The sequence below is a fragment of the Lysinibacillus sp. UBA5994 genome (genome assembly GCF_002429725.1).
Classification (GTDB): domain Bacteria; phylum Bacillota; class Bacilli; order Bacillales_A; family Planococcaceae; genus Lysinibacillus; species Lysinibacillus capsici.
This window is the reverse complement of record NZ_DJAU01000061.1, coordinates 53428-74545: the sequence shown is the minus strand read 5'-3', so window position 1 is coordinate 74545 and position 21118 is coordinate 53428. Positions and strand designations below refer to the sequence as shown.

At 39.4% G+C, this 21118-nt stretch carries 19 protein-coding genes and 1 other annotated feature; of the genes, 16 read left to right on the top strand and 3 right to left on the bottom strand.

Annotation, left to right across the window (positions count from 1 at the left end; genetic code table 11):
* The first annotated feature begins 89 nt into the window (after window positions 1-89).
* From B3D98_RS21070 to yajC, 7 genes are all read left to right on the top strand, one after another.
* Window positions 90-1136: a LysM peptidoglycan-binding domain-containing protein gene (locus B3D98_RS21070; RefSeq protein ID WP_048395169.1), complete on the top strand. Its 1047-nt coding sequence runs from the start codon at window positions 90-92 to the stop codon at window positions 1134-1136.
* On the top strand, window positions 1126-2004 hold the full coding sequence (locus B3D98_RS21065; protein ID WP_310794744.1) for a phosphotransferase: 879 nt from the start codon (window positions 1126-1128) through the stop codon (window positions 2002-2004). The genes B3D98_RS21070 and B3D98_RS21065 overlap by 11 nt, the downstream gene beginning before the upstream one ends.
* A gap of 111 nt (window positions 2005-2115) precedes the next feature.
* The gene (gene ruvA, locus B3D98_RS21060) at window positions 2116-2736 is read left to right on the top strand and encodes a Holliday junction branch migration protein RuvA (RefSeq protein WP_048395174.1); all 621 of its coding nucleotides are present in this window, start codon (window positions 2116-2118) and stop codon (window positions 2734-2736) included.
* 18 nt (window positions 2737-2754) lie between these two features.
* The gene (gene ruvB / locus B3D98_RS21055; RefSeq protein WP_288585908.1) at window positions 2755-3759 is read left to right on the top strand and encodes a Holliday junction branch migration DNA helicase RuvB; all 1005 of its coding nucleotides are present in this window, start codon (window positions 2755-2757) and stop codon (window positions 3757-3759) included.
* Window positions 3760-3776: 17 nt separating this feature from the next.
* The gene (gene queA, locus B3D98_RS21050) at window positions 3777-4817 is read left to right on the top strand and encodes a tRNA preQ1(34) S-adenosylmethionine ribosyltransferase-isomerase QueA (protein WP_054550032.1); all 1041 of its coding nucleotides are present in this window, start codon (window positions 3777-3779) and stop codon (window positions 4815-4817) included.
* Between the two features lie 57 nt (window positions 4818-4874).
* Complete coding sequence (gene tgt, locus B3D98_RS21045) at window positions 4875-6020, top strand: tRNA guanosine(34) transglycosylase Tgt (RefSeq protein ID WP_016991901.1); 1146 nt, start codon at window positions 4875-4877, stop codon at window positions 6018-6020.
* Window positions 6021-6273: 253 nt separating this feature from the next.
* Window positions 6274-6540: a preprotein translocase subunit YajC gene (yajC, locus tag B3D98_RS21040; RefSeq protein WP_004226696.1), complete on the top strand. Its 267-nt coding sequence runs from the start codon at window positions 6274-6276 to the stop codon at window positions 6538-6540.
* Window positions 6541-6613: 73 nt separating this feature from the next.
* On the opposite strand, the gene B3D98_RS21035 is transcribed toward yajC, so the two are convergent.
* The gene (locus tag B3D98_RS21035) at window positions 6614-7465 is read right to left on the bottom strand and encodes a polysaccharide deacetylase family protein (RefSeq protein ID WP_048395178.1); all 852 of its coding nucleotides are present in this window, start codon (window positions 7463-7465) and stop codon (window positions 6614-6616) included.
* 138 nt (window positions 7466-7603) lie between these two features.
* On the opposite strand from B3D98_RS21035, the gene B3D98_RS21030 reads away from it, so the two are divergent.
* Window positions 7604-8239, top strand: a complete 636-nt coding sequence (locus B3D98_RS21030; protein WP_066036504.1) for a DUF421 domain-containing protein — start codon at window positions 7604-7606, stop codon at window positions 8237-8239.
* On the opposite strand, the gene B3D98_RS21025 is transcribed toward B3D98_RS21030, so the two are convergent.
* Window positions 8236-9753: a putative polysaccharide biosynthesis protein gene (locus tag B3D98_RS21025; protein ID WP_048395180.1), complete on the bottom strand. Its 1518-nt coding sequence runs from the start codon at window positions 9751-9753 to the stop codon at window positions 8236-8238. The two genes, B3D98_RS21030 and B3D98_RS21025, sit on opposite strands and share 4 nt — an antisense overlap.
* Before the next feature lie 93 nt (window positions 9754-9846).
* Between B3D98_RS21025 and B3D98_RS21020 the strand changes: the two genes are divergently transcribed.
* Both B3D98_RS21020 and secDF read left to right on the top strand, forming a co-directional pair.
* Complete coding sequence (locus B3D98_RS21020) at window positions 9847-10155, top strand: post-transcriptional regulator (protein ID WP_004226703.1); 309 nt, start codon at window positions 9847-9849, stop codon at window positions 10153-10155.
* 346 nt (window positions 10156-10501) lie between these two features.
* Entirely contained in the window at window positions 10502-12769 is a 2268-nt protein-coding gene (gene secDF, locus B3D98_RS21015) for a protein translocase subunit SecDF (RefSeq protein WP_054550034.1), read from the top strand.
* Window positions 12770-12874: 105 nt separating this feature from the next.
* Here the strand turns inward: secDF and B3D98_RS21010 are convergent, their stop codons facing one another.
* Complete coding sequence (locus B3D98_RS21010) at window positions 12875-14563, bottom strand: methyl-accepting chemotaxis protein (protein ID WP_288585891.1); 1689 nt, start codon at window positions 14561-14563, stop codon at window positions 12875-12877.
* 320 nt (window positions 14564-14883) lie between these two features.
* Window positions 14884-15125: a binding site (T-box leader), on the top strand.
* 98 nt (window positions 15126-15223) lie between these two features.
* Here B3D98_RS21010 and B3D98_RS21005 point away from each other — a divergent pair.
* The 6 genes from B3D98_RS21005 to trpA are packed head-to-tail and all read left to right on the top strand — an operon-like array spanning window position 15224 to window position 20981.
* Window positions 15224-16552, top strand: coding sequence for a chorismate-binding protein (locus tag B3D98_RS21005; protein WP_288585889.1), 1329 nt, complete (start codon window positions 15224-15226; stop codon window positions 16550-16552).
* Complete coding sequence (gene trpD / locus B3D98_RS21000; RefSeq protein WP_288585887.1) at window positions 16552-17580, top strand: anthranilate phosphoribosyltransferase; 1029 nt, start codon at window positions 16552-16554, stop codon at window positions 17578-17580. The genes B3D98_RS21005 and trpD overlap by 1 nt, the downstream gene beginning before the upstream one ends.
* Window positions 17580-18371, top strand: coding sequence for an indole-3-glycerol phosphate synthase TrpC (gene trpC, locus B3D98_RS20995; RefSeq protein WP_054550038.1), 792 nt, complete (start codon window positions 17580-17582; stop codon window positions 18369-18371). The genes trpD and trpC overlap by 1 nt, the downstream gene beginning before the upstream one ends.
* Entirely contained in the window at window positions 18368-18982 is a 615-nt protein-coding gene (locus tag B3D98_RS20990; protein ID WP_054550039.1) for a phosphoribosylanthranilate isomerase, read from the top strand. The genes trpC and B3D98_RS20990 overlap by 4 nt, the downstream gene beginning before the upstream one ends.
* The gene (gene trpB / locus B3D98_RS20985; protein WP_103118489.1) at window positions 18982-20193 is read left to right on the top strand and encodes a tryptophan synthase subunit beta; all 1212 of its coding nucleotides are present in this window, start codon (window positions 18982-18984) and stop codon (window positions 20191-20193) included. Before B3D98_RS20990 ends, trpB begins: the two co-directional genes overlap by 1 nt.
* Entirely contained in the window at window positions 20190-20981 is a 792-nt protein-coding gene (gene trpA, locus B3D98_RS20980) for a tryptophan synthase subunit alpha (RefSeq protein ID WP_288585883.1), read from the top strand. Before trpB ends, trpA begins: the two co-directional genes overlap by 4 nt.
* The last annotated feature ends 137 nt before the right edge of the window (window positions 20982-21118 follow it).

Below are 21118 nucleotides of genomic sequence, written 5' to 3'. Positions count from 1 at the left end.
GTACCATGAAGCTTTTCTAACTTGCTGAAATTTTTGTATCCAAATGAAACATTGAACATATGATACGTAGAGAGGAAGGGAGGAAAAAATTGCGTATTCATATTGTTCAAAAGGGAGATACATTGTGGAAGATTGCGAAAGAGTACGGCATTTCGTTTGAAGATTTGAAGCGGCTCAATGTCCATCTTGCCAACCCAGATTATATTGTTCCAGGCATGGAAATTATATTGCCTGAAAAAATAAACAAAGAGCCGCATAGAGATTCACATAAAGAAATGCCGAAAAAGGAAACACAAGTGCATAAGGAGACACCAAAGGAAAGTCCTAAAAAAGAGGTACAGCGACCAATGCCACCACCACCGCCAATTGTACCGCCACCACCAGCTCCTATGCCAATGCCAGAACCACAAATGATACCGATACCAATACCGATGCCAATGCCAATGCAGATGCCACAACAGCCGATGTGGGTACCGCAGCCTGTGGAAATGAATTGGCACCAGCAATTGGTGATGCCACAAATGGAGCAAAATGTTACAACACCACCTGTACAAATACAGCCACCACCACCGCCAGCACCTACACCGCCACCACCGCCTGTAGCTAAACCAAAGCCAATGCCAATGCCACAACCAGCACCACATCCACCAATGCATATCATGCCACAAATGCCTGCCGTACCACATTGTTCAAGTTGCCATCAGCCAATCTATCATCAGATGTGGTGGCCGATGCCAATGCAGCCGCAGGTCGAGCATTATACGATGCCACAGCAGCCAATGTCCTATGACATGCCAGATCATAAAGTAGGTGGAATGGAAGACTTTTTAGAGTCCACATCACCATTCTTCCATACGCAAGATCACCAAAAGCCACAAATGGATATGATGCCCGATATGAATATGGGGCAATCCTGTGGTTGTGGCACACAACCAATGATGATGCCTGATATGAACATGGGTCAATCTTGTGGCTGTGGCACACAACCAATGATGATGCCAAATTGGCAAATGGACCCTTGTCATTGCCCGCCACCACCATGTCCGACACATTGTCCACCACCATGCCCATCAGCAGCAGGTCCTTGGATGTCTCCGCATTATTTCCCAGGCGGGATGACGCCTTATCGATGGTGAAAAAGCGTATATTGTAGAAGAAGTAAAGCCAAATATTTGGAAATATAAATATCGATCGAAAAATTATTTTGTCAAACGTGCAAAGCAAGTGGAAATTGCGGAGAAGGTAAGAACCATTCATCGCCAATTAGGACGTATGGAACCTTCTTTGATCCTACCATTAGTTCAGAGCGATGATGAGCAGTTAATTGTGCAAATGTGGCAAGAAGGAAGCCACGGGGCTAACTTTGCGCATAAAAAAGATCGTAATGAATCTCTTAGACTATTAATCGCTTTACATGACACACATAAAAAGATTGCTTGGCAGCGCGTGCCAGGCTTGCATACCTACTCACAGCTTTTAAAATGGCAAATGCGTCATATGCGTTTTAAAAGTAGAAGAAATGAGTTTCGAACATTTTTAACGAAAGAAGAAATTGATCAAATATTGCATTATAGTGATAAGTCATTACAATTGATTGCATTGGAAGATGCACCTGAAAAAGAGATTACGCTATTGCATGGGGATGTAGTTCATCATAATTTTTTATGGTGCTCCGATGGACAATTACGTTTAATTGATTTTGATTTAGCACACCTTGGTGAAGCGGATGACGAGTATATTTTATGGTTACATCGTGTGTTACCTGCTGTAGATTATGATCTTGGAAAGATTTTTGCAGAGTTACCTGAGCTGAAACGACTGGATAAAAGAAAGCTTCATCGCTTGAAATACCCGAATGAGTTATTACGAGAATGGCTGTTTGCTATAGATTTACCACTAGAGCAACAGCTAGTATTTTTAGATTATTTAGTACCATTTACAAAACGAGCCCTCACCTATTGGCCAAAACTGTGGTACGATATTGATAGATTTGTCAAGAAATGACCGTCAATTGGCGGTCATTTTTGTCTGCGAACGGAGTTTAGACGCTACTTTTTGTCGAGCATTCGTTCGCTATATGCTATAATCGAAGACGATGATTGTGAGGGATTATAGATGTATGATTATTTAAAAGGACAAATTACTCGTATTACACCTGAATTTATTGTGCTGGAACAACAGGGGATTGGGTGGCAACTTAATACGCCCAATCCATTTGCTTTTCGAACATCTGCCCTTGAGCAACAGATATATGTTCATTTGCATGTGCGAGAGGATGCGCAAGTTTTATATGGCTTCCCTAACCTAGATCAGCGTGAGTTATTCCGTAAGCTTATTTTAGTGTCAGGAATAGGACCAAAGGGCGCTTTAGCGATTTTAGCTACAGGTAATCCACAACAGGTTATTAGCGCAATTGAGCGGGAGGACGAAGCGTTTTTAGTGAAGTTCCCTGGAGTTGGTAAAAAAACAGCACGTCAAATGATCCTCGACTTGAAGGGTAAACTTGGTTCATTATTAGATACACTTGAATTACCTAGTGCAGAAGATGAATTACCTTTGTTTGGTGTGCATGCCTATAAACATGAATTAGAAGAAGCCCTACTTGCCTTAATGGCTCTTGGCTATTCTGAAAAAGAGCTAGAAAAAATTAAACCACAGCTAGAGGATAACGATAAACTTGAAACGACAGATGCCTTTATGAAACAAGCATTGCAACTACTGCTAAAATTAAAATAAGGAAAGGAGGAAAGGTGCATGTCTGAACGTATGATGGCAAGTGAAGCAGGGAGCTATGATGAGCAGTTTGAGTTATCTTTACGTCCTCAAAAATTAGCACAGTATATTGGGCAACATAAAGTAAAGGAAAACTTACAAATATTCATTGAAGCGGCAAAGCTTCGCCAAGAAAGTTTAGATCATGTGTTGTTATATGGACCTCCAGGACTTGGTAAAACGACCTTAGCGGCTGTTATCGCAAATGAGATGAATGTTAACGTACGCATGACAAGTGGCCCTGCGATTGAGCGTCCAGGAGATTTGGCAGCTATTTTAAGTTCACTAGAGCCTGGGGACGTTTTATTTATTGATGAAATTCATCGACTGCCCCGTGCTATTGAAGAAGTATTATATCCAGCAATGGAAGACTTCTGCTTAGATATTGTGGTAGGAAAAGGTCCTGAAGCACGTACTGTACGACTTGATTTACCTCCCTTTACCCTTGTAGGTGCAACAACAAGAGCGGGTGCTTTATCAGCTCCTCTAAGAGATCGCTTTGGTGTGTTGCTGCGCCTAGAATATTATGATGACCGATCGCTTGCTGAAATTGTTGTGAGAAGTGCACATTTATTTGAGGTAGAAATAGAGCAAGTAGCAGCAATGGAAATGGCGAGACGCTCACGTGGAACACCTCGAATTGCCAATCGTTTATTGAAACGAGTGCGAGATTATGCACAAGTGCTTGGAGATGGTATGATAACGGAGGGTCTTGCACAGCAAGCATTAGAGCTGTTACAAGTAGATCCTAGAGGGCTTGATCATATTGACCATAAACTTGTAACCAATATGATTGAGCGATTCCGAGGAGGCCCAGTAGGCTTAGATACTCTTGCTGCATCAATTGGTGAGGAACGGGTTACGATAGAAGATGTATACGAGCCTTATTTGATGCAAATTGGCCTTATTCAACGTACCCCGAGAGGAAGAGTAGCCACACATTTAGCCTACGAACATTTTGGATATGAGTATCCCCAACAAACATAAAGAAGGAAGTTATTTTCATGCGTGTAGAAGATTTTGATTTTGAATTACCAGAGGAGCTTATTGCCCAAACACCATTAGTTGATCGTACAGCAAGTAGATTAATGGTCGTGACACCGGGCTCAAATAAAGTGGAGCACCACCATTTTGCCCATGTATTAGACGAGCTACATGCTGGAGACTGTCTTGTACTAAATGATACAAGAGTTTTACCTGCTCGTTTAATGGGTGTAAAAGAAGAAACAGGTGCACATATAGAAGTATTGCTACTGAAGCAAATGGCTGGTACAGATGAGTGGGAAACACTTGTAAAACCAGCAAAGCGTGTAAAAGTAGGAACAGTCATCACATTTGGTGACGGTTTATTAACAGCTACATGTACAGGTGAGCTTGAACATGGCGGACGTACATTTGAATTTCAGTATGATGGTATTTTTTATGAAATATTAGAGCAACTTGGTGAAATGCCATTACCTCCCTATATTCGTGAAAAACTAGAGGATAAAGATCGTTATCAAACCGTTTATGCCAAAGAGCGTGGTTCTGCTGCAGCGCCTACAGCTGGGCTGCATTTTACAGAGGAGCTATTAGCTCAAGTGAAGGCTAAAGGAGTAGAGGTTGTCTTTATTACGCTACATGTCGGTCTTGGCACTTTCCGTCCCGTTAGTGTAGACTCGATTGAGAACCATGAAATGCATGCGGAATTCTATAGTGTTACAGAACAAGCAGCAGATACAATTAATCGCGTAAAGCGTAACGGTGGCAAGGTAATAGCTGTTGGGACAACCTCTACTCGTACATTAGAGACAATTGGTTCTAAATATGAGGGAGAAGTGCGAGCAGAACAAGGTTGGACGTCTATTTTCATCTATCCAGGCTACAATTTTACGGTGGTGGATGGGTTAATCACAAACTTCCATTTACCAAAATCAACACTAGTCATGCTTGTTAGTACGCTAGCCACTCGTGAGACCATTTTAAGTGCTTATCAGCAAGCTGTAGGAGAAAGATATCGCTTCTTTAGTTTTGGTGATGCTATGTTTATACGTCCCAAAAAATAATAGTGGATAAAATCGGAGTACTGTTTTTACTTCAGATAAGAAAGGATTATTTATTTTATGACACAACCAGCAATTCGATATGAACTACTTCATACATGTAAACAAACAGGAGCACGTCTTGGCATCGTCCATACACCACACGGCTCCTTTGAAACACCAGCATTTATGCCTGTTGGCACACAAGCAACGGTGAAGACCATGTCACCAGAAGAATTAAAAGAGATGAATGCCGGTATTATTCTGTCCAATACGTACCATTTATGGCTTCGTCCAGGTAATGATATTGTCAAAGAAGCAGGCGGACTTCATAAATTTATGAACTGGGATCGTCCAATTTTAACGGATTCAGGTGGTTTCCAAGTATTTTCACTTAGTCAATTCCGGAAAATTGAGGAGGAAGGAGTTCATTTCCGTAATCACCTCAATGGAGATAAATTATTTTTGAGCCCAGAAAAGGCAATGGAAATTCAAAATGATTTAGGCTCTGATATAATGATGGCCTTTGATGAATGTCCACCATATCCTGCGACACATGACTATATGCTGAAATCAGTTGATCGAACAACTCGTTGGGCAAAACGCTGTAAGGAAGCACATCAGCGTCCAGAGGAGCAAGGTTTATTTGGCATTATTCAAGGTGGAGAGTACGAAGATTTACGCCGCCGCTCAGCAGAAGCGTTAGTAGAACTAGATTTCCCAGGCTATGCAATTGGTGGATTATCCGTTGGAGAACCGAAAGATGTGATGAACCGTGTTTTAGAATTTACTACGCCAATGATGCCTGAAAATAAACCTCGTTATTTAATGGGTGTTGGCTCACCAGATTCTTTAATTGATGGGGCAATTCGTGGGATCGATATGTTTGACTGTGTACTGCCAACACGTATTGCACGTAATGGAACACTGATGACATCAGAAGGACGTCTAGTAGTGAAAAATGCAAAATATGCACGTGACTTTGGGCCGATTGATCCGAACTGTGACTGCTATACATGTAAAAATTATTCTCGTGCCTATGTTCGTCACCTTATTCGCACGGAAGAAACGTTCGGTATTCGTTTAACATCCTATCATAATCTACACTTCCTATTAAAATTGATGGAGCAAGTACGTGAGGCAATTCGTCAAGATCGCCTTGGTGATTTCCGTGAAGAGTTCTTTGAAAAATACGGCTTTAATGGGCCAGATGCAAAAAACTTTTAAACTAGACGAATAGGATCATTCATGCGCTAAATTAAAAAAAGGGCATTAGGCATCCCCTAATGTCCATAATCAATAGCAATAGTTTTGCAAATCATTCAAAACTTTGTAAAAAGTGAATATTTCTAGCAAAATATTGTCAATCATAGAAAAAATATTAGTAATTGAGAAAATTTTTGGGCTTGTCCATCGCTTTTTAATGGTGGAATAGTCTATACTAAAAAAGTGAGATTTGGAAAGGGGGCAAGATGCTATTATGGATCAATTATTAGGATTAGCACCAATATTATTAATGTTCGTTGCAATGTGGTTTATCTTAATCCGTCCAGCTAAAAAAAGACAGCAGGAAACACAAAATATGCAAAGTAGTTTGCAACGTGGAGATAAAGTCATTACGATTGGTGGTTTACACGGTGTTATTGATGCAATTGAAGACACAGCAGTGACATTAAAAATTGCTGACAATGTACGAGTGAAATTTGACCGTCAAGCAATTGGACGAATTGTCAATGACAATCAGTAACAAAGAAGAAAAGGCTTACAATAGGCGATAGCTATATTGTAAGTCTTTTTTATACAATATTAGAAGGCAGTGTTTAGATGTTTTTTGCAGTTGTAGTTTTTAATTTATGAATGAATGCCTCACCAGTATCATTGCCATTAATCGTTATTCGGCTTAACGTAAATAGGGAATCGCCTTTTTTCACATGTTTATTTTGTATGACAAAGGCCATCTTAAAGCCAGCTTCCTTGGCTAATTTGATGGTGGAGGGTGAGTAAATCCCATAAGGATAGCTTATTGCTATTGGTTCATATCCTAACTTTTCTTTGATTATTTTTCTTGAATGAATAAAATCATTTCTTACTCTTTCTTCATATTCAACCTGACTCTCTAGTTGCCCATTTACAATACTAGGACCAAATACTGCGCCATTTAGTTTACCATTTTTTGAAGGTAATTTATAATGTAAGTCCCAAGTATGACTCTGGATTGTAATATAATCCTTCATTTCCTTTAATTGATCCCAACTCATCTTTGCTGTTTCATTTGGATGGTAATTGTTTCCATTCATCTCTAAGATTCGGCTTGCAATCACAAAGATTTCTGCATGCATATCATATTTTTTCAATATCGGGTAAGCTTTTTCATAATTACTAAAATACCCATCGTCAAAAGTAATTAACACGGGCTTTTGAGGTAACGGCGCTTGGTCGTTTAAGTAATCATATAATTGCTGAGCAGAAATGGCCTGATAGCCTTCCATTTTAAGTAATTTCATTTGATTTTCGAAGCTTTTGGGTGAAATAACTGTAGTATTGTTTATATTGTCCTCTAAATGATGGTACATAAGAATAGGTATTTCCTGTTCTTGATACCCGTAAATAGGATAAGGTCTAATAAGAAAAAGGATATAAACAAAAACGAAAACGATTATTTTTTTTGTCATGTCCTCACCTTGTTTGCATGTTTATTGTGATAAGCATCTAAGCTCTATGTTAGTGTGTACGAACAAGTAGGGACTATTCCTTGAAAACTGTATAAAAAACAATAAGTAAGGTCACCTTGATAGTATGGGGGTGTTTATATGGAAGAATATTACCATATTATTTTTAGAACTTGCTTTTTGTATGTGTTTATCATCATCGTTTTCCGTTTAATGGGTAAACGAGAAGTAGGTGAATTATCAGTCATCGATTTGGTCGTATTTGTATTAATTGCAGAAGTAGCGGCCTTTGCGCTAGACGATTATAAAAATCCTCTCTTTAATGCCATACTACCTATCATTATTTTGCTCTTTATTCAAATATTAAGTGCCTTTTTGTCATTAAAGTTCAAAAAAATACGTGACCTAGTGGATGGTGACCCTGCTTTATTAGTAAAAGACGGTGTTATTTTAGAGAGTGAGATGAGAAAACACCGCTATAATTTAGATGATTTATGTCAGCAATTACGAGAAAACGGAATTGCATCTGTGACAGATGTAGCCTTTGCGTATTTAGAGCCTTCAGGCAATCTTTCTGTCTATAAAAAAGATGAAAAAGCCTTTGTGTATCCATTGATTATCGACGGTGATATCCAAGAGAGACATTTATTTACCATGCATAAAGATGTGGATTGGCTAATGGGTGAGCTAGCAAAAAATAATATTACTGACAGTGAAACGGTATTTTTTTGTATTTGGGAAGACAATAAGCTGCATATCCAATTAAAGGAATCCTAAACTTTCTTCGCCAATTTTTTAATGTAACGGAAATCTGTAATACGCAACTGATTGGTAAATAATAAAAAGGTAAATAGCAAAAATAATGTCACACCACTACTTAAAATAAATGGTAGTGATAGTATTGGAATAAGGAAATACTGGGCGACGCAAACAGCAATAAAACAACTATAAGGCACGACAAACATTCTAAAGCCAGCACGCAGGTTTTTACGTTGTCTAACTGTTGCTATATGCAAGAATGACGTTAGTAATACCCCAAAGCCAATAGCTACAACGGCTCCTTTTTCTTGGATACCTGGTTGAGAGGCAAGTACAAACATCACGAAAAGTTTACCTAGCCCACCATAGATGGAGTTCATCATGGCAGCTCTTGCCTCACCAATTGCCTGTAAGATGGAGTGTAGAGGACTTTGAATATAATAAAAATAAAAAATAGGTGCTAAAATTTTAACGTACCCACGATTTTCTTCTAAATGGAAAAGCTTCATCGCTAATTCATCTCCATGCACAAAGAAATACGTAGCAGCAAAGCACCCCACTAGCGAAGACAATCTAAGGGACACCGAAATTCGTTCCTGTAATAGCGGGGTGTGCTGACGAGCGACGGCATCACTAACAGCTGGAATGAGCACAATCGATAAGGCTGTTGATACAAACGCAGGAAATAACAGTAGTGGCACCAAAACACCGGAGATGACACCATATAAAATAGTGGCAGCAGAAGCGGTTAAACCGGCCACAGTTAAAGCCTTTAAAAAGATAATCGGCTCTAAAAACCAAGTGAAAGAACCAAAAAGCTTACTGCCTGCAGAGGGAAGGGCAATACGCAACATTGGTGATGCAGGATACCCTTCAATTTTAGTTTTTCGTGTCAATAATTTCTTTTTGGAAACGATATAGTGTAGCCATAAATACAAGAATGCTACAACTTCGGCTAGCAGTGTAATGCCCATTGCCGCCGCAGCCGTGACAGCAGCATTATTGTAATTAGCCACATAGGGTAGCATTAAAGTAATGAAGCTAATACGTACAATTTGTTCGATCATTTGTGCCCATGCTGTCGGTGTAATCTTTGCAACACCTTGTAAATAGGCACGTAATAAGCCAGATCCAACTGATACTGGTACAGCAAAGAGTGCAATCCATAGTGTAAATGTTGTCTGTTCATTATGTAATAGAGTTGTTGAAATATATGGTATTGTTAGTGCAACGAGTGGCATAAAAATGATCATGCCAATGAATGACCAAAGAATGGCTGTACGCATGACACCAAAGATGTTCTCACGTTTATTTTTTGCTAGTAATTCAGCCACTATTTTAGCCACAGCGATAGGTAGTCCTAGTTGAATGAGTGAGATGAAGAAAATAAACGCTGGATAGACGGTCATATAAATACCGACAGCCTCTTCACCAGCAATCCGCATAAATTGCATTCTATAAAAGAAGCCAAAAAGTTTAGATAAAAAAATCACAAACATTAAAAATAATGTACCTCGTACAAAAGAACTCATGCCATCCGTCCCTTCTCAAGCCGCAAAAATTCATTTACACTATTTGTATGCAAGCATGTCTTACGTTACGACTTTGATTGGAGATGATTCAAAATGAGTATGCAATATGAGCAACTATTTGAAAAGATTCGTCCGGCAATTGATAGTAAGATAGCAGAGTTCCAGCATTATCAATATAATGCTATTACAGCCGAAGAACTCTGGCGCTACTGTATTGAAAAAAAATGGCGTAAAAAGAAAGTTGAGCAACTACGTTTACATGAAGTCATTTCTACCATTTTTTCGGTATCACCATCTGATATCGTCTCATTTAATCAAGTAGAGTTTTTACAAAGTAATAATTGGTTTGAAGAAGTCAATACAGACGAGTTACAATTACTGCTTGGTCCAGTCAGAACGTAATCAATGATGTGTCAAATTTTACAATAATTCTAAGAATCCTATACGTGTTGAATTGACACCAAGCGCAACCTGTTTCATAATAAGTGTGTTGCGCTTTTTTTATTTTGAATAAGTTCTTACTTACATAAGTCTTCATTGCTTTTATTGACATTTAGAAGGCTAGTACCTAATAATACTAAGATAAACTTGCGCGTTATGAACGATTGAAATAAGTATAGCAACCTTTTTGAAGCACAGGTAACACGATTCTAGATGAAAAGGAGGATTAAACGTTTCAAAAGGTATTGCTAGTTACTTGTTTGGCGTGTAAGGACAGCCCTTACACCAATTCGAGGAGGATTTATTGATGAAACTAAAAAGTCGTATAGTTGCATTCCTACTGATTATCGTGCTATTGGCAGCAGGTATTAGTACGACTGTAAACGGCGTCTTAAAGGACATCAAGCTTGGTCTTGACTTACAAGGCGGGTTTGAAGTGCTTTACGAGGTAAATGAATTAAAAGAAGGACAAAAAATTACACCAGAAATTGTCACAGCAACATCCACTGCACTTGGTGAACGTGTAAATACGATGGGGGTTAGTGAACCGAGTATTCAGGTTGAGGACAAAAATCGTATTCGTGTGCAATTAGCTGGTGTTGAGGATCAGGAATCGGCACGTAAGTTATTGTCTACTTCTGCGAATTTAACATTCCGTGATGTTGATGATAATTTATTATTAGATGGAGACGATTTGAAAGCTAACGGTGCTAAAGGCTCTTTTGACCAACAAAATCGTCCGATTGTATCCTTAACTTTAAAAGATGCGAAAAAATTTGCTGATATAACAAGTAAAATTGCAGCAAAACCCGCAGGTCAAAATTTACTGGTTGTATGGTTAGACTTTGAAGAGGGTGTCGATTCCTATAAAGCGGAATCACAAAAAGCAAAGCCTCGCTATGCATCTGCAGCAACAGTTAGTCAAACATTAAATACAACAGATGTTATGATTAGCGGTAATTTCTCTGTTGAAGAAACAAAAAATTTAGCAGATATTTTAAATGCTGGGGCATTGCCTGTAAAGCTAGATGAAATTTATTCAACTTCTGTTGGTGCTCAATTTGGTGATGCAGCACTGAAAAGTACGATTTTTGCTGGTATTGTCGGCGTAGTAGTTATTTTCTTATTTATGCTATTCTACTATCGTTTACCAGGCTTTATTTCCATCATTACACTGGTTGTGTTTACATTCCTAGTATTAGTGGTCTTTGACTGGATTAATGCGGTATTAACACTCCCAGGTATTGCGGCCATTGTCCTGGGTATAGGGATGGCAGTAGATGCCAATATTTTAGCGGCAGAACGTATACGTGAAGAGCTACGAGTGGGTTATTCCGCTAAACAAGCCTTCCAAATTGGTTCTAAACAATCTTTATCAGCCATTGTCGATGCGCAGTTGACAACTTTATTAGCTGCAGCAGTATTGTTCCAATGGGGAACAAGCTCTGTTAAAGGATTTGCTACAACATTAATTATTAGTATTTTATTGAGCTTCTTAACAGCAGTTTGGGGCTCACGTGTCCTATTAGGACTACTTGTAAACAGTGGCTATTTCAACAGTCCTGCATGGTTTGGTATTGCAAAATCTAAACAGCATAGTCTAGATGAAAATATTGGTACATTAGATTTATCAACGAAATTCGATCGATTTGACTTTGTTCACAACCGTAAGAAATTCTATACGTTCTCATTAGCCATTCTAGTGGCTGGTTTAGTGGTTCTTGGCATCTTCCGCCTTAACCTAGGTATCGATTTCTCAAGCGGTACTCGTGTCCAAATTGAATCGAATCAAACATTAACAAAAGAAGAAGTGTCCAAATATCTAGATAGTATTGATTTTTCATCAGAAGATATCATACTCTCTGGTGAGAAAAGTAATACAGCAGTCATTCGCTATAAAGATGACCTTACACAAGCAGAAATTTTAGAATTTAAAAAAGAAGCTGGCGAAAAATATGGTCATGAACCAGCTGTAAGTACTGTATCGCCTACAGTTGGTAAGGAACTTGTAAAAAATGCGATTAAGGCTTTATCTCTTGCAGCAATAGGGATTATCATTTATGTAGCAGTTCGTTTTGAATGGCGCATGGGTATTGGTGCAATTGTTTCATTATTGCATGATGTATTCTTAATCGTTGCCGTCTTTAGCTTCATGCGTTTAGAAGTAGATATTACGTTTATTGCGGCTGTATTAACAATTGTTGGGTATTCCATCAATGATACGATTGTTACCTTTGACCGTATGCGGGAAAACTTAGATCGTTATGATACAATTAATGACCGTGAAGTATTGGCGAATATCGTGAATAAATCGCTACGCCAAACAATGGGTCGTTCGGTTAATACAGTATTAACTGTAATTATCGTTGTTGTAGCCCTATTAATTTTTGGTGCACCATCTATTCAAAACTTCTCTATCGCGTTATTGATTGGTTTGATTACAGGTATGTATTCTTCAATCTGTATCGCAGCTCAAATCTGGTACTCATTAAAAATTCGTGAAATGAAAAAATCAGATGGGAAGCTACGTAAAAAAGAGAAGAAACAATGGGGTACAGACGAGCCTACTGTATAATATAATGAGCAGAGAATGGAAAACATATGGTTTTCTAATCTCTGCTTTTTTCATGCAAAAAAACTGCTGCCTTTTATAAAAAGCAGCAGATTTTTCATATAGTATTTACAATTTAAATTGCTGGATTAAGCCTTGTAGCTGTTGCGCATTTTCACTTAATTCTTCTGCGACAGTATTTACCTGCTGCATGGTCGCAACTTGCTCGTCAACAGATTCTGCAATCATATGAGAATTCGTTGCTGATTCGTTAGAAACATTGGCAATTTCCGTGACAGAAGCTGCAACCTGCTCTGCACTAGCAGAGATTTCTTCAGATGTGGCAGAAATTTCTTCAATTTGCTCTGTGAATGCAGCAACAGCAGAGGTGATGGAGTAGAAAGCATCTCCAGCCTCATGAATTTTGGCTACACCATCCTTTACAGAAGCTAAACCATTATTTACTGATGCTGCAACATTTTGTGTATCTGTTAGAATTTCTTTTGTAATAGCAACGATTTGATTGGCAGATTGATTCGATTCCTCAGCAAGTTTTCGTACCTCATCCGCTACGACTGCAAAGCCTTTTCCATGTTCTCCTGCTCTTGCTGCTTCAATAGCTGCATTTAGTGCCAGTAAATTTGTTTGTTCTGAAATTGCTGTAATCACTGTTGTAATTTGCCCAATTTCTTCTGATTGCTTACTTAGTTTTTGCGTTAATGTTGCAATATCAGAAGTTGCTAGTGCGATCATATTCATCTGTTCTTTTGCTGTTGCAATCGTTGCACCACCTGTATGGGCAAGCTGAGTCAGATTTTCTGCATTGTGATGAAGACTTTGAGTCGCCTCCGCAATGCGTTGGACACCTGATGCAGTTTCATCCATTGCCACAGCACTTTGCTGAGAGGCACTAGCAGAAGAAGTGATATGTGTTACATTATTTTGAATTCGTTGAGCAATATTATCGGAAGTTGCAGTTACTTCTTCAGTGCTAGCAGAAAGCTCTTCTGAAACAGCCGATAAATGGGATGCACTATCTTGAATGTTAGTCATTAAACCAGCTAGATTTTGTTTTAATGTATTGACTGCATTGGCAAGTGTACCTATCTCATCTTTTGATTGATGGTCAAGCTCAGCAATTGTTAAATCACCTTGTGCTAATGTATCTGCTGCTCCAATAACCTTGCGTAGGGGCAGGACAATGGAGGCTTTGACCATATGCATAAAATATAAACCAATAATAATACTTGCAAGGAGAAGGCTAATAGCAATGATAATAGCGCGTGAAACGGTTTGATTAACAGATTGGTCAACATTTTGAAGCTGTTCATCGTGATAAGCTAATAATTCAGTTGTTAACTTAAAAATGTCCTTATTGTATTTTGTAACATCATTATTGATGATTGAGAGTGCTAGATCCGTGTTGCCACTATTAAACGCTTGTAAAGCCTTCTGTGAATTTGACAATAACTCTTTTTGCAATTCCGTGATTTGCTGCATAATATTTTTTGTATAATCTGATCGAACAATAGTAGAAAGTTCATGAACTGTTTCAGGTAACAACTTTTCATAGCGATCTAAATTGGCCTTAGCTGTTTCGTCCTTCTTATTTAAAATATAGGAGCGTAAAAATAAACCTTGAGAAGCAAGTTGTTGTTGGATTTTATCTGTTAATTGGATTTGCACCATCCGATGCTTTAATACTTCTTCTAAATCATTCTGAGTTGTTTTAAATTGAATAAATGATACGATGCTTGAGATAAAAAGTAAACATGTTAAGGAAATGAATCCTATATTTAATTTTTTGCGAACGGACATAAACTTCCTACTTTCTTTTATTATATGGAAAAAATTGATGTTCTGAAATTAATATAACTTGATATATTTACATGGTCAATAGTCAAGGAATTTTCAATCGTAGGAAATCTTATTCTCCAATAAGTTTTTATAGAAGGATAATATACCTACTTTTGATTCCTCTGATAAAATAGGAATTTCAACTTTTTTCGTCAGAATTGATTGACAATAGTATTGGATTGGCATAGAATTAAGGCTAACTTTTTGTTCGGTCAAGGTAGAAGATCTCGGGAGCGAGGTCAGCCACAGAACAGATGAGCTGAGTTTAGATGAGAATAGCTGAGAAATTGTTGAATAAGAGTAGTAGCCTAAGTGTGTAATAAAGAGAGTCAGTGGCTGGTGTAAACTGATTTACAGCTTATGTGAATGGACTTATGAGAGTCGCTTATAAAAAAGCGAACGTGATTCCCCACGTTATAGGGGTGCTTTCAAGGTATGGTTTACCATAGCCATGATGTAAAGCACAAAAGTGAGAGCATATGCTCTAATATGAGGTGGCAACGCGGTCATAATCGTCCTCTGCAATTAGGAATAATCCTTTTTGCAGAGGGCTTTTTTATTTTCATTCAGCATTCGTCTAGACATTAGCTAAAGGAATCTTTGAAAAAGGAGCAAATAGCTATGCAAATAACGAGTTCAAGAACAAAAATGAAAACAATCAATGGCGATTCTTTAACACCTATTTTGATTTTTAGGCGTTTACAGGGAAAACATAAATTTTTATTGGAAAGTTCTGCCCAACACGAAGGAGCTGGAAGATTTTCCTTCATTGGTGCTAATCCACGAAAAACATATAAAGGTGTGGGCCAAGAAATCCAAGAGGTTTCCTATAAAACAGGAAAAACATACGTGCATCAAGGGGAACCTATTGTTCTTCTTAAACGCCTCATGCCACGTATTTCCAATACGACGCAATTTCCATTTTCAGGAGGTGCCGTTGGATATATAGGCTTTGGCGGTACAACGATGTTCGTAGATAAAAAAATAGAACTGCCTGATGCTTATTTCCATGTCTATGAAACGATTATTGTCTTCGATCATCAAACAGATGAAGTGACATTGATTCATACAAATATAGATGCAGAAAAGCAGGAACCTGATTTGGAAGAATTGGCTCAACAAATAGTAAACGGGCATATCAGTGACGAAGCATCTTATCGTTATCAACCGCTTGATACTACAACAAACCAATCATTTGCAACGGTTTTACAGACAATGCAAGCCAACCTACATGATGACATAACAAGGGTAGTTTTGCCGAACCGCAATGTAGCCAATTTTCAAGGTGATACGTTGGCTTTGTATCGACAGCTACGTAAAAAAAAGCCTGCAGCCTATATGTATTATATTGAATTTGAGGATCATGTTGTGTTAGGTACTTCTCCTGAAAGTCTAATCCGAGTAAAAGGTGAAAGCGTTATTGCGACTCCTACAGAGGGAACATATCCGCGAGGAGAAACAAAAAATGAAGAACTAGAAAATGAACGTAAATTATACAACCATGAAAGCATTAGGCAATCACATGCACTTCTTGTTAGGGCTATTCAGCAAGAATTACAGTCGGTTTGTTTCCGAGATTCTGTTCAGGTCATGGAGGCTATGCGTATCCAGCGGTCCAAAAAGGCACTGCACATGACGACTAGGGTGGAAGGAAAGCTTTTACCAATGCTTCATGCCCTGGATGTTTTAGCAGCAACCATATCCCCACTTTCAGCAACGGAGCTTCCGTATGCAGCTGATTATTTTGGTGCTCTCGGCTTTATTGGATTTAATGGCCATTTGGATTTTGCCTTAACAGGTCAATCTATTGTAGTTAAACAGGATACCATGCATTTGCAAGCAACAATAACTGTTACCAAATATACAAATGTGCAAAACGTTTTACATCAAGTGCAAGAGGAAGAACAGGCATTTTTACAGTTACTGGTGAACAATGGGGGGCAAAACTAATGGAACGATTACAAAGGAAAGTACTGCAGGGAACACATCTCATGTACGAAGAAATGCTACAGGCAGCGCAATGGTTATTTCAGGATGATACTCCTAAAGAAGAAATAGCAAGCTTTTTAACAGCTTTAGCTGCGAAGGGAGAAACTGCACATGAAGTAGCCGCATTAGCAACTATTATGCGATCTTTTGCTCTTGATATAGCCGTAAAAGAAGGTAGCTATATGGATAATTGCGGTACAGGTGGAGACGGTCTTCATACTTTTAATATCAGTACAGCTTCTGCTTTCGTGTTAGCTGGGGCAGGTGTCAAAATTGCCAAGCATGGGAACCGTAAAATCTCTTCCTCCTCTGGTAGCTCAGATGTGCTAGAGGCACTAGGTATTCATACAGCTATTTCCATCCCACAAACAGCCCATTTGCTAGAGCGAGAGGGAATCGCTTTTATTTATGCACCGAATGTTCATCCGAAATTAAAGAGAATTGGTGAAGTTCGCCGTTCATTAGGAAAACCGACAATCTTTAATCTTGTTGGTCCTTTAACAAATCCGGTCCCATTATCCACACAATTTACAGGCATTAATCGACCGAATTTTGTCATGGAATATGCCTCAGTCTTACAAATGCTTGGACGTGAGCGGGCCATTGTCGTCTCAGGACCACAAGGCTTAGACGAGGCTTCATTAGCAGGTCAAAATACATTGGTTTTAGTAGATAAAGGAGATTTAATTCCCTTTTCCCTAAATGCAGAAGATGTCGGTCTTCAAATGGCCCCTTTAGAGGCCATCCGTGGTGGCAATGCAGATGAAAATGCGGTGATTATGCAAAAAATATTGGCTGGGGAACGGAGTCCTTATTTAGATACAGTACTATTAAATGCTGGCATCGGCTTATTTGGCTATGGTCAAGCGGAAACCATCAAAGAGGGTGTAGCTATGGCAAAGGAAAGTATTTTTAGCGGGAGAGCACAACAAAAATTAGAGGCGGTTGTAACATATAGCATGCAAATTAAAGAAGTGGAGGTAGGGTAATGAATATACTCAATAAAATATTACTGCAAAAAAAAATTGAGGTAGGTGCTTTATTAGAGCAGCCAGATCCTTTAGCAAACTTTACAGAAACGCCACGTCGCTCGTTCATTGAATCATTGTGTCAAGCTCATACACTGCAAGTCATCGCGGAAATGAAGCGTGCTTCCCCTTCAAAAGGGTTAATAGCTGGCGGAGCAGACCCAGTTGCTCAAGCAAAAGTCTATGCACTAGCAGGAGCAGCAGCTATTTCGGTCTTAACAGACAAGGAATTTTTTAAAGGCTCCTTTGAAGATTTAGCAGCAGTTGCTGCTGCTGTAGATACCCCACTTCTTTGTAAGGATTTTATGATTGATCGAGTGCAGATTCGATTTGCCAAGGCGGCAGGTGCATCCATTATTTTATTAATTGTGGCAGCCCTAACAGACGATGCCTTACGTGATTTATATAGCTATGCAACGGGCTTAGGCCTAGAGGTTTTAGTGGAAGTACACGATTGTGAAGAGCTTGAACGTGCTCTTGCGGTAGATGCAAAGTTAATTGGCGTTAATAATCGTGATTTACGTACCTTCGAAGTAAGCCTAGAGCGCACCAGAGAAATTGCTAATGCGTTTCCATTTGATGAGAATCGAGTATTAATTAGTGAGAGCGGCATATGGACGCAGGACGATGCGAAGCTAGTAGCCTCGATGGGGGCTAGTGGTGTCCTGGTAGGTGAAGCTTTGATGAGGAGTGGAGATGCGGGGCAAGCACTACGAGATTTGCAAGTAAGTAAAGAGGGGGCATCGGTATGACAAAGGTCAAAATTTGTGGTCTACAGGAGCAAGAACATGTCAAAACAGCTGTTCATGCTGGTGCAGATGCTATAGGGTTTGTTTTTGCACCGAGTAAACGCCGTGTATCCATTGAGCAAGCCCAACAGTTAGCGAAGCATGTACCACAAGGTGTTTTAAAAATAGGTGTCTTTGTGAATCCAACGTCAGCCGAATTAAAGGAAGCAGTAGAGCGAGTGCCCTTAGATTATGTGCAATATCATGGGGAGGAAACGCCAGCATTTATTCAGGAGCAAGGTTATCCCGCCATAAAGGCATTATCGATACGAGAAAAAGAGGATGTTCAAGCGGCTGCTAGCTATCAGGTAGATTATTATTTATTTGACGCGCCTGGTACAGAGTTTAAAGGCGGGAGTGGTCACACTTTTGATTGGACACTCCTTGAGCAAGTAGGGATTCCCAAAGAAAAATTACTATTAGCGGGTGGTCTCAATGTAGACAATATTGAAGCGGCTATTACGGATGTAGGGCCTTTTATGGTGGATGTTTCAAGTGGTGTAGAAACAGATGGAAGCAAGGATTCTACCAAAATACAAGCTTTTTTACAGGCAGTAAAGAGGGGGAGCAGATGATGGGAATATCAATAGCAAATAGTGTACCGACAAAAGAAGGGCGTTTTGGACAATTTGGTGGTCGGTTTGTGCCCGAAACATTAATGACAGCCTTGCTTGAATTAGAAGCTGCTTATGAGCAAGCATTACTAGACCCTGCATTTACAGAGGAGCTGTCCTATTATTTAGAAGACTATGTTGGCCGCGAAACACCGCTCTATTACGCAGAAAATTTAACGAAGGCGCTAGATGGAGCAAAGATTTATTTAAAGCGTGAAGATTTAAACCATACAGGTGCACATAAAATTAATAATGCGATTGGGCAAGCACTTCTAGCCAAACGCATGGGTAAAAAGAAAATCGTTGCTGAAACAGGAGCTGGGCAGCATGGTGTGGCAACAGCTACTGCATGTGCATTATTAAATCTAGAATGTGTTGTATTTATGGGAGCAGAAGATATAAAACGTCAGCAGTTAAATGTCTTTCGTATGGAGTTGCTTGGCACAAAGGTTCAATCGGTGGAAAGTGGTTCTAAAACATTAAAGGATGCTGTGAACGCTGCCCTACGTTACTGGGTGACAAATGTTGAGGATACCCACTATATTTTAGGCTCTGCCTTAGGTCCTCACCCATTCCCAAAAATTGTTCGGGACTTTCAGCGTGTCATTGGAGTAGAAACAAGAAGGCAAATCGTGCAAAAAGAGGGGCGTTTACCTGATGCAGTTGTTGCCTGTATTGGAGGTGGCAGTAACGCAATCGGTATGTTTCACCCATTCGTTGATGATGAATCAGTTGCCTTATACGGTGTTGAAGCAGCGGGAAGTGGTCTTGAAACTGGGAAGCATGCTGCGGCCATCGCAGGTGGACAATTAGGTGTATTACATGGCGCCTATATGTATTTATTACAGGATGAAAACGGCTTTGTCCAAGAAGCACATTCTATTTCAGCTGGGTTAGATTATCCAGGGAAAGGACCAGAGCATTGTTATTTACATGATATTGGTCGAGCTCAATTTGACTCCATCACAGATGCTGAAGCACTGGAGGCACTACAATTATTAAGCCGAACAGAAGGGATACTGCCTGCACTTGAAAGTTCTCATGCCATTGCTTATACGGCAAAACTTGCAAAGACCATGTCAAAAGATCAGATCATTGTTGTGTGCTTATCTGGTCGAGGAGATAAAGATGTTCACACAGTTCGAGCAGCACTAGGAGGGGATGTAAAATGACAACTTTACAGCAAGCGATCGATCAGGCAAAAGCTGAAGGTCATAAAGCTTTTATACCTTATATCATGGCAGGTGACGGAGGGCTAGAGACCATTAAGCCAACTATTTTAAAACTGCAGCAATTAGAGGTAACTGCTATTGAAGTAGGGATTCCTTTTACCGATCCTGTTGCCGATGGTCCAACAATCGAACGAGCAGGAGAACGTGCACTCAAAGCTGGTGTGACATTAAGAAAAGTGTTGCAAACACTCGCGTCATTTAGAGATGAAATAACAGTGCCTCTCGTAGTCATGACTTATTTCAATCCAGTATTAGCATATGGCTTAAAGTCTTTTGCGCAAGTCTGTGTAGCTGGAGGAGTTAAGGGATTAATTGTACCAGATGTCCCTTTGGAAGAGAGCGAGTTGTTACGTGATGCATTAAATCCATATGGCATTGATGTGGTACAGCTTATCTCACTGACAAGCCCTCCAGAGCGTATAGCACGCATCGCAGCAGCTAGTCAGGGTTTTGTTTATGCAGTGACCGTTAATGGGATCACAGGAGCAAGATCGCGTTTTGCTGATAATTTAGAACAGCATTTTGCAAGCTTACGTCAAGCAAGTCCAATCCCTGTGCTTGCAGGCTTTGGTATTTCAACACCAGAGCAAGTGAAAAAGATGGGGGCTTTGGGAGATGGTGTAATTGTCGGTAGTGCCATTGTGACGGCATTGCATCAAGGAGATTTGGCAACGGTGGAAGCATTAGTAGCCGCCTCGAAAGGTATGTTAGAAAAGTCTACTCTTTAGAAGAGTAGGCTTTTTTGATGATGAAAGAAATGGAAAAGTGATGAATAGAAATTAAAAATCGATGGATAAAACTATCAATCTAACGGATAGTGCGCAACCTATAGAAATTCGGTATAATAGCTTTCGTAAGGAAGTGA

Coding starts and splice junctions, on each gene's coding strand:
- trpB (WP_103118489.1), top strand. CDS start 18,982: ATGGGAATATCAATAGCAAATAGTGTACCGACAAAAGAAGGGCGTTTT.
- B3D98_RS20990 (WP_054550039.1), top strand. CDS start 18,368: ATGACAAAGGTCAAAATTTGTGGTCTACAGGAGCAAGAACATGTCAAA.
- ruvB (WP_288585908.1), top strand. CDS start 2,755: ATGTCTGAACGTATGATGGCAAGTGAAGCAGGGAGCTATGATGAGCAG.
- trpD (WP_288585887.1), top strand. CDS start 16,552: ATGGAACGATTACAAAGGAAAGTACTGCAGGGAACACATCTCATGTAC.
- B3D98_RS21005 (WP_288585889.1), top strand. CDS start 15,224: ATGCAAATAACGAGTTCAAGAACAAAAATGAAAACAATCAATGGCGAT.
- secDF (WP_054550034.1), top strand. CDS start 10,502: ATGAAACTAAAAAGTCGTATAGTTGCATTCCTACTGATTATCGTGCTA.
- yajC (WP_004226696.1), top strand. CDS start 6,274: ATGGATCAATTATTAGGATTAGCACCAATATTATTAATGTTCGTTGCA.
- tgt (WP_016991901.1), top strand. CDS start 4,875: ATGACACAACCAGCAATTCGATATGAACTACTTCATACATGTAAACAA.
- queA (WP_054550032.1), top strand. CDS start 3,777: ATGCGTGTAGAAGATTTTGATTTTGAATTACCAGAGGAGCTTATTGCC.
- B3D98_RS21025 (WP_048395180.1), bottom strand. CDS start 9,753: ATGAGTTCTTTTGTACGAGGTACATTATTTTTAATGTTTGTGATTTTT.
- ruvA (WP_048395174.1), top strand. CDS start 2,116: ATGTATGATTATTTAAAAGGACAAATTACTCGTATTACACCTGAATTT.
- trpA (WP_288585883.1), top strand. CDS start 20,190: ATGACAACTTTACAGCAAGCGATCGATCAGGCAAAAGCTGAAGGTCAT.
- B3D98_RS21030 (WP_066036504.1), top strand. CDS start 7,604: ATGGAAGAATATTACCATATTATTTTTAGAACTTGCTTTTTGTATGTG.
- B3D98_RS21035 (WP_048395178.1), bottom strand. CDS start 7,465: ATGACAAAAAAAATAATCGTTTTCGTTTTTGTTTATATCCTTTTTCTT.
- trpC (WP_054550038.1), top strand. CDS start 17,580: ATGAATATACTCAATAAAATATTACTGCAAAAAAAAATTGAGGTAGGT.
- B3D98_RS21010 (WP_288585891.1), bottom strand. CDS start 14,563: ATGTCCGTTCGCAAAAAATTAAATATAGGATTCATTTCCTTAACATGT.
- B3D98_RS21020 (WP_004226703.1), top strand. CDS start 9,847: ATGAGTATGCAATATGAGCAACTATTTGAAAAGATTCGTCCGGCAATT.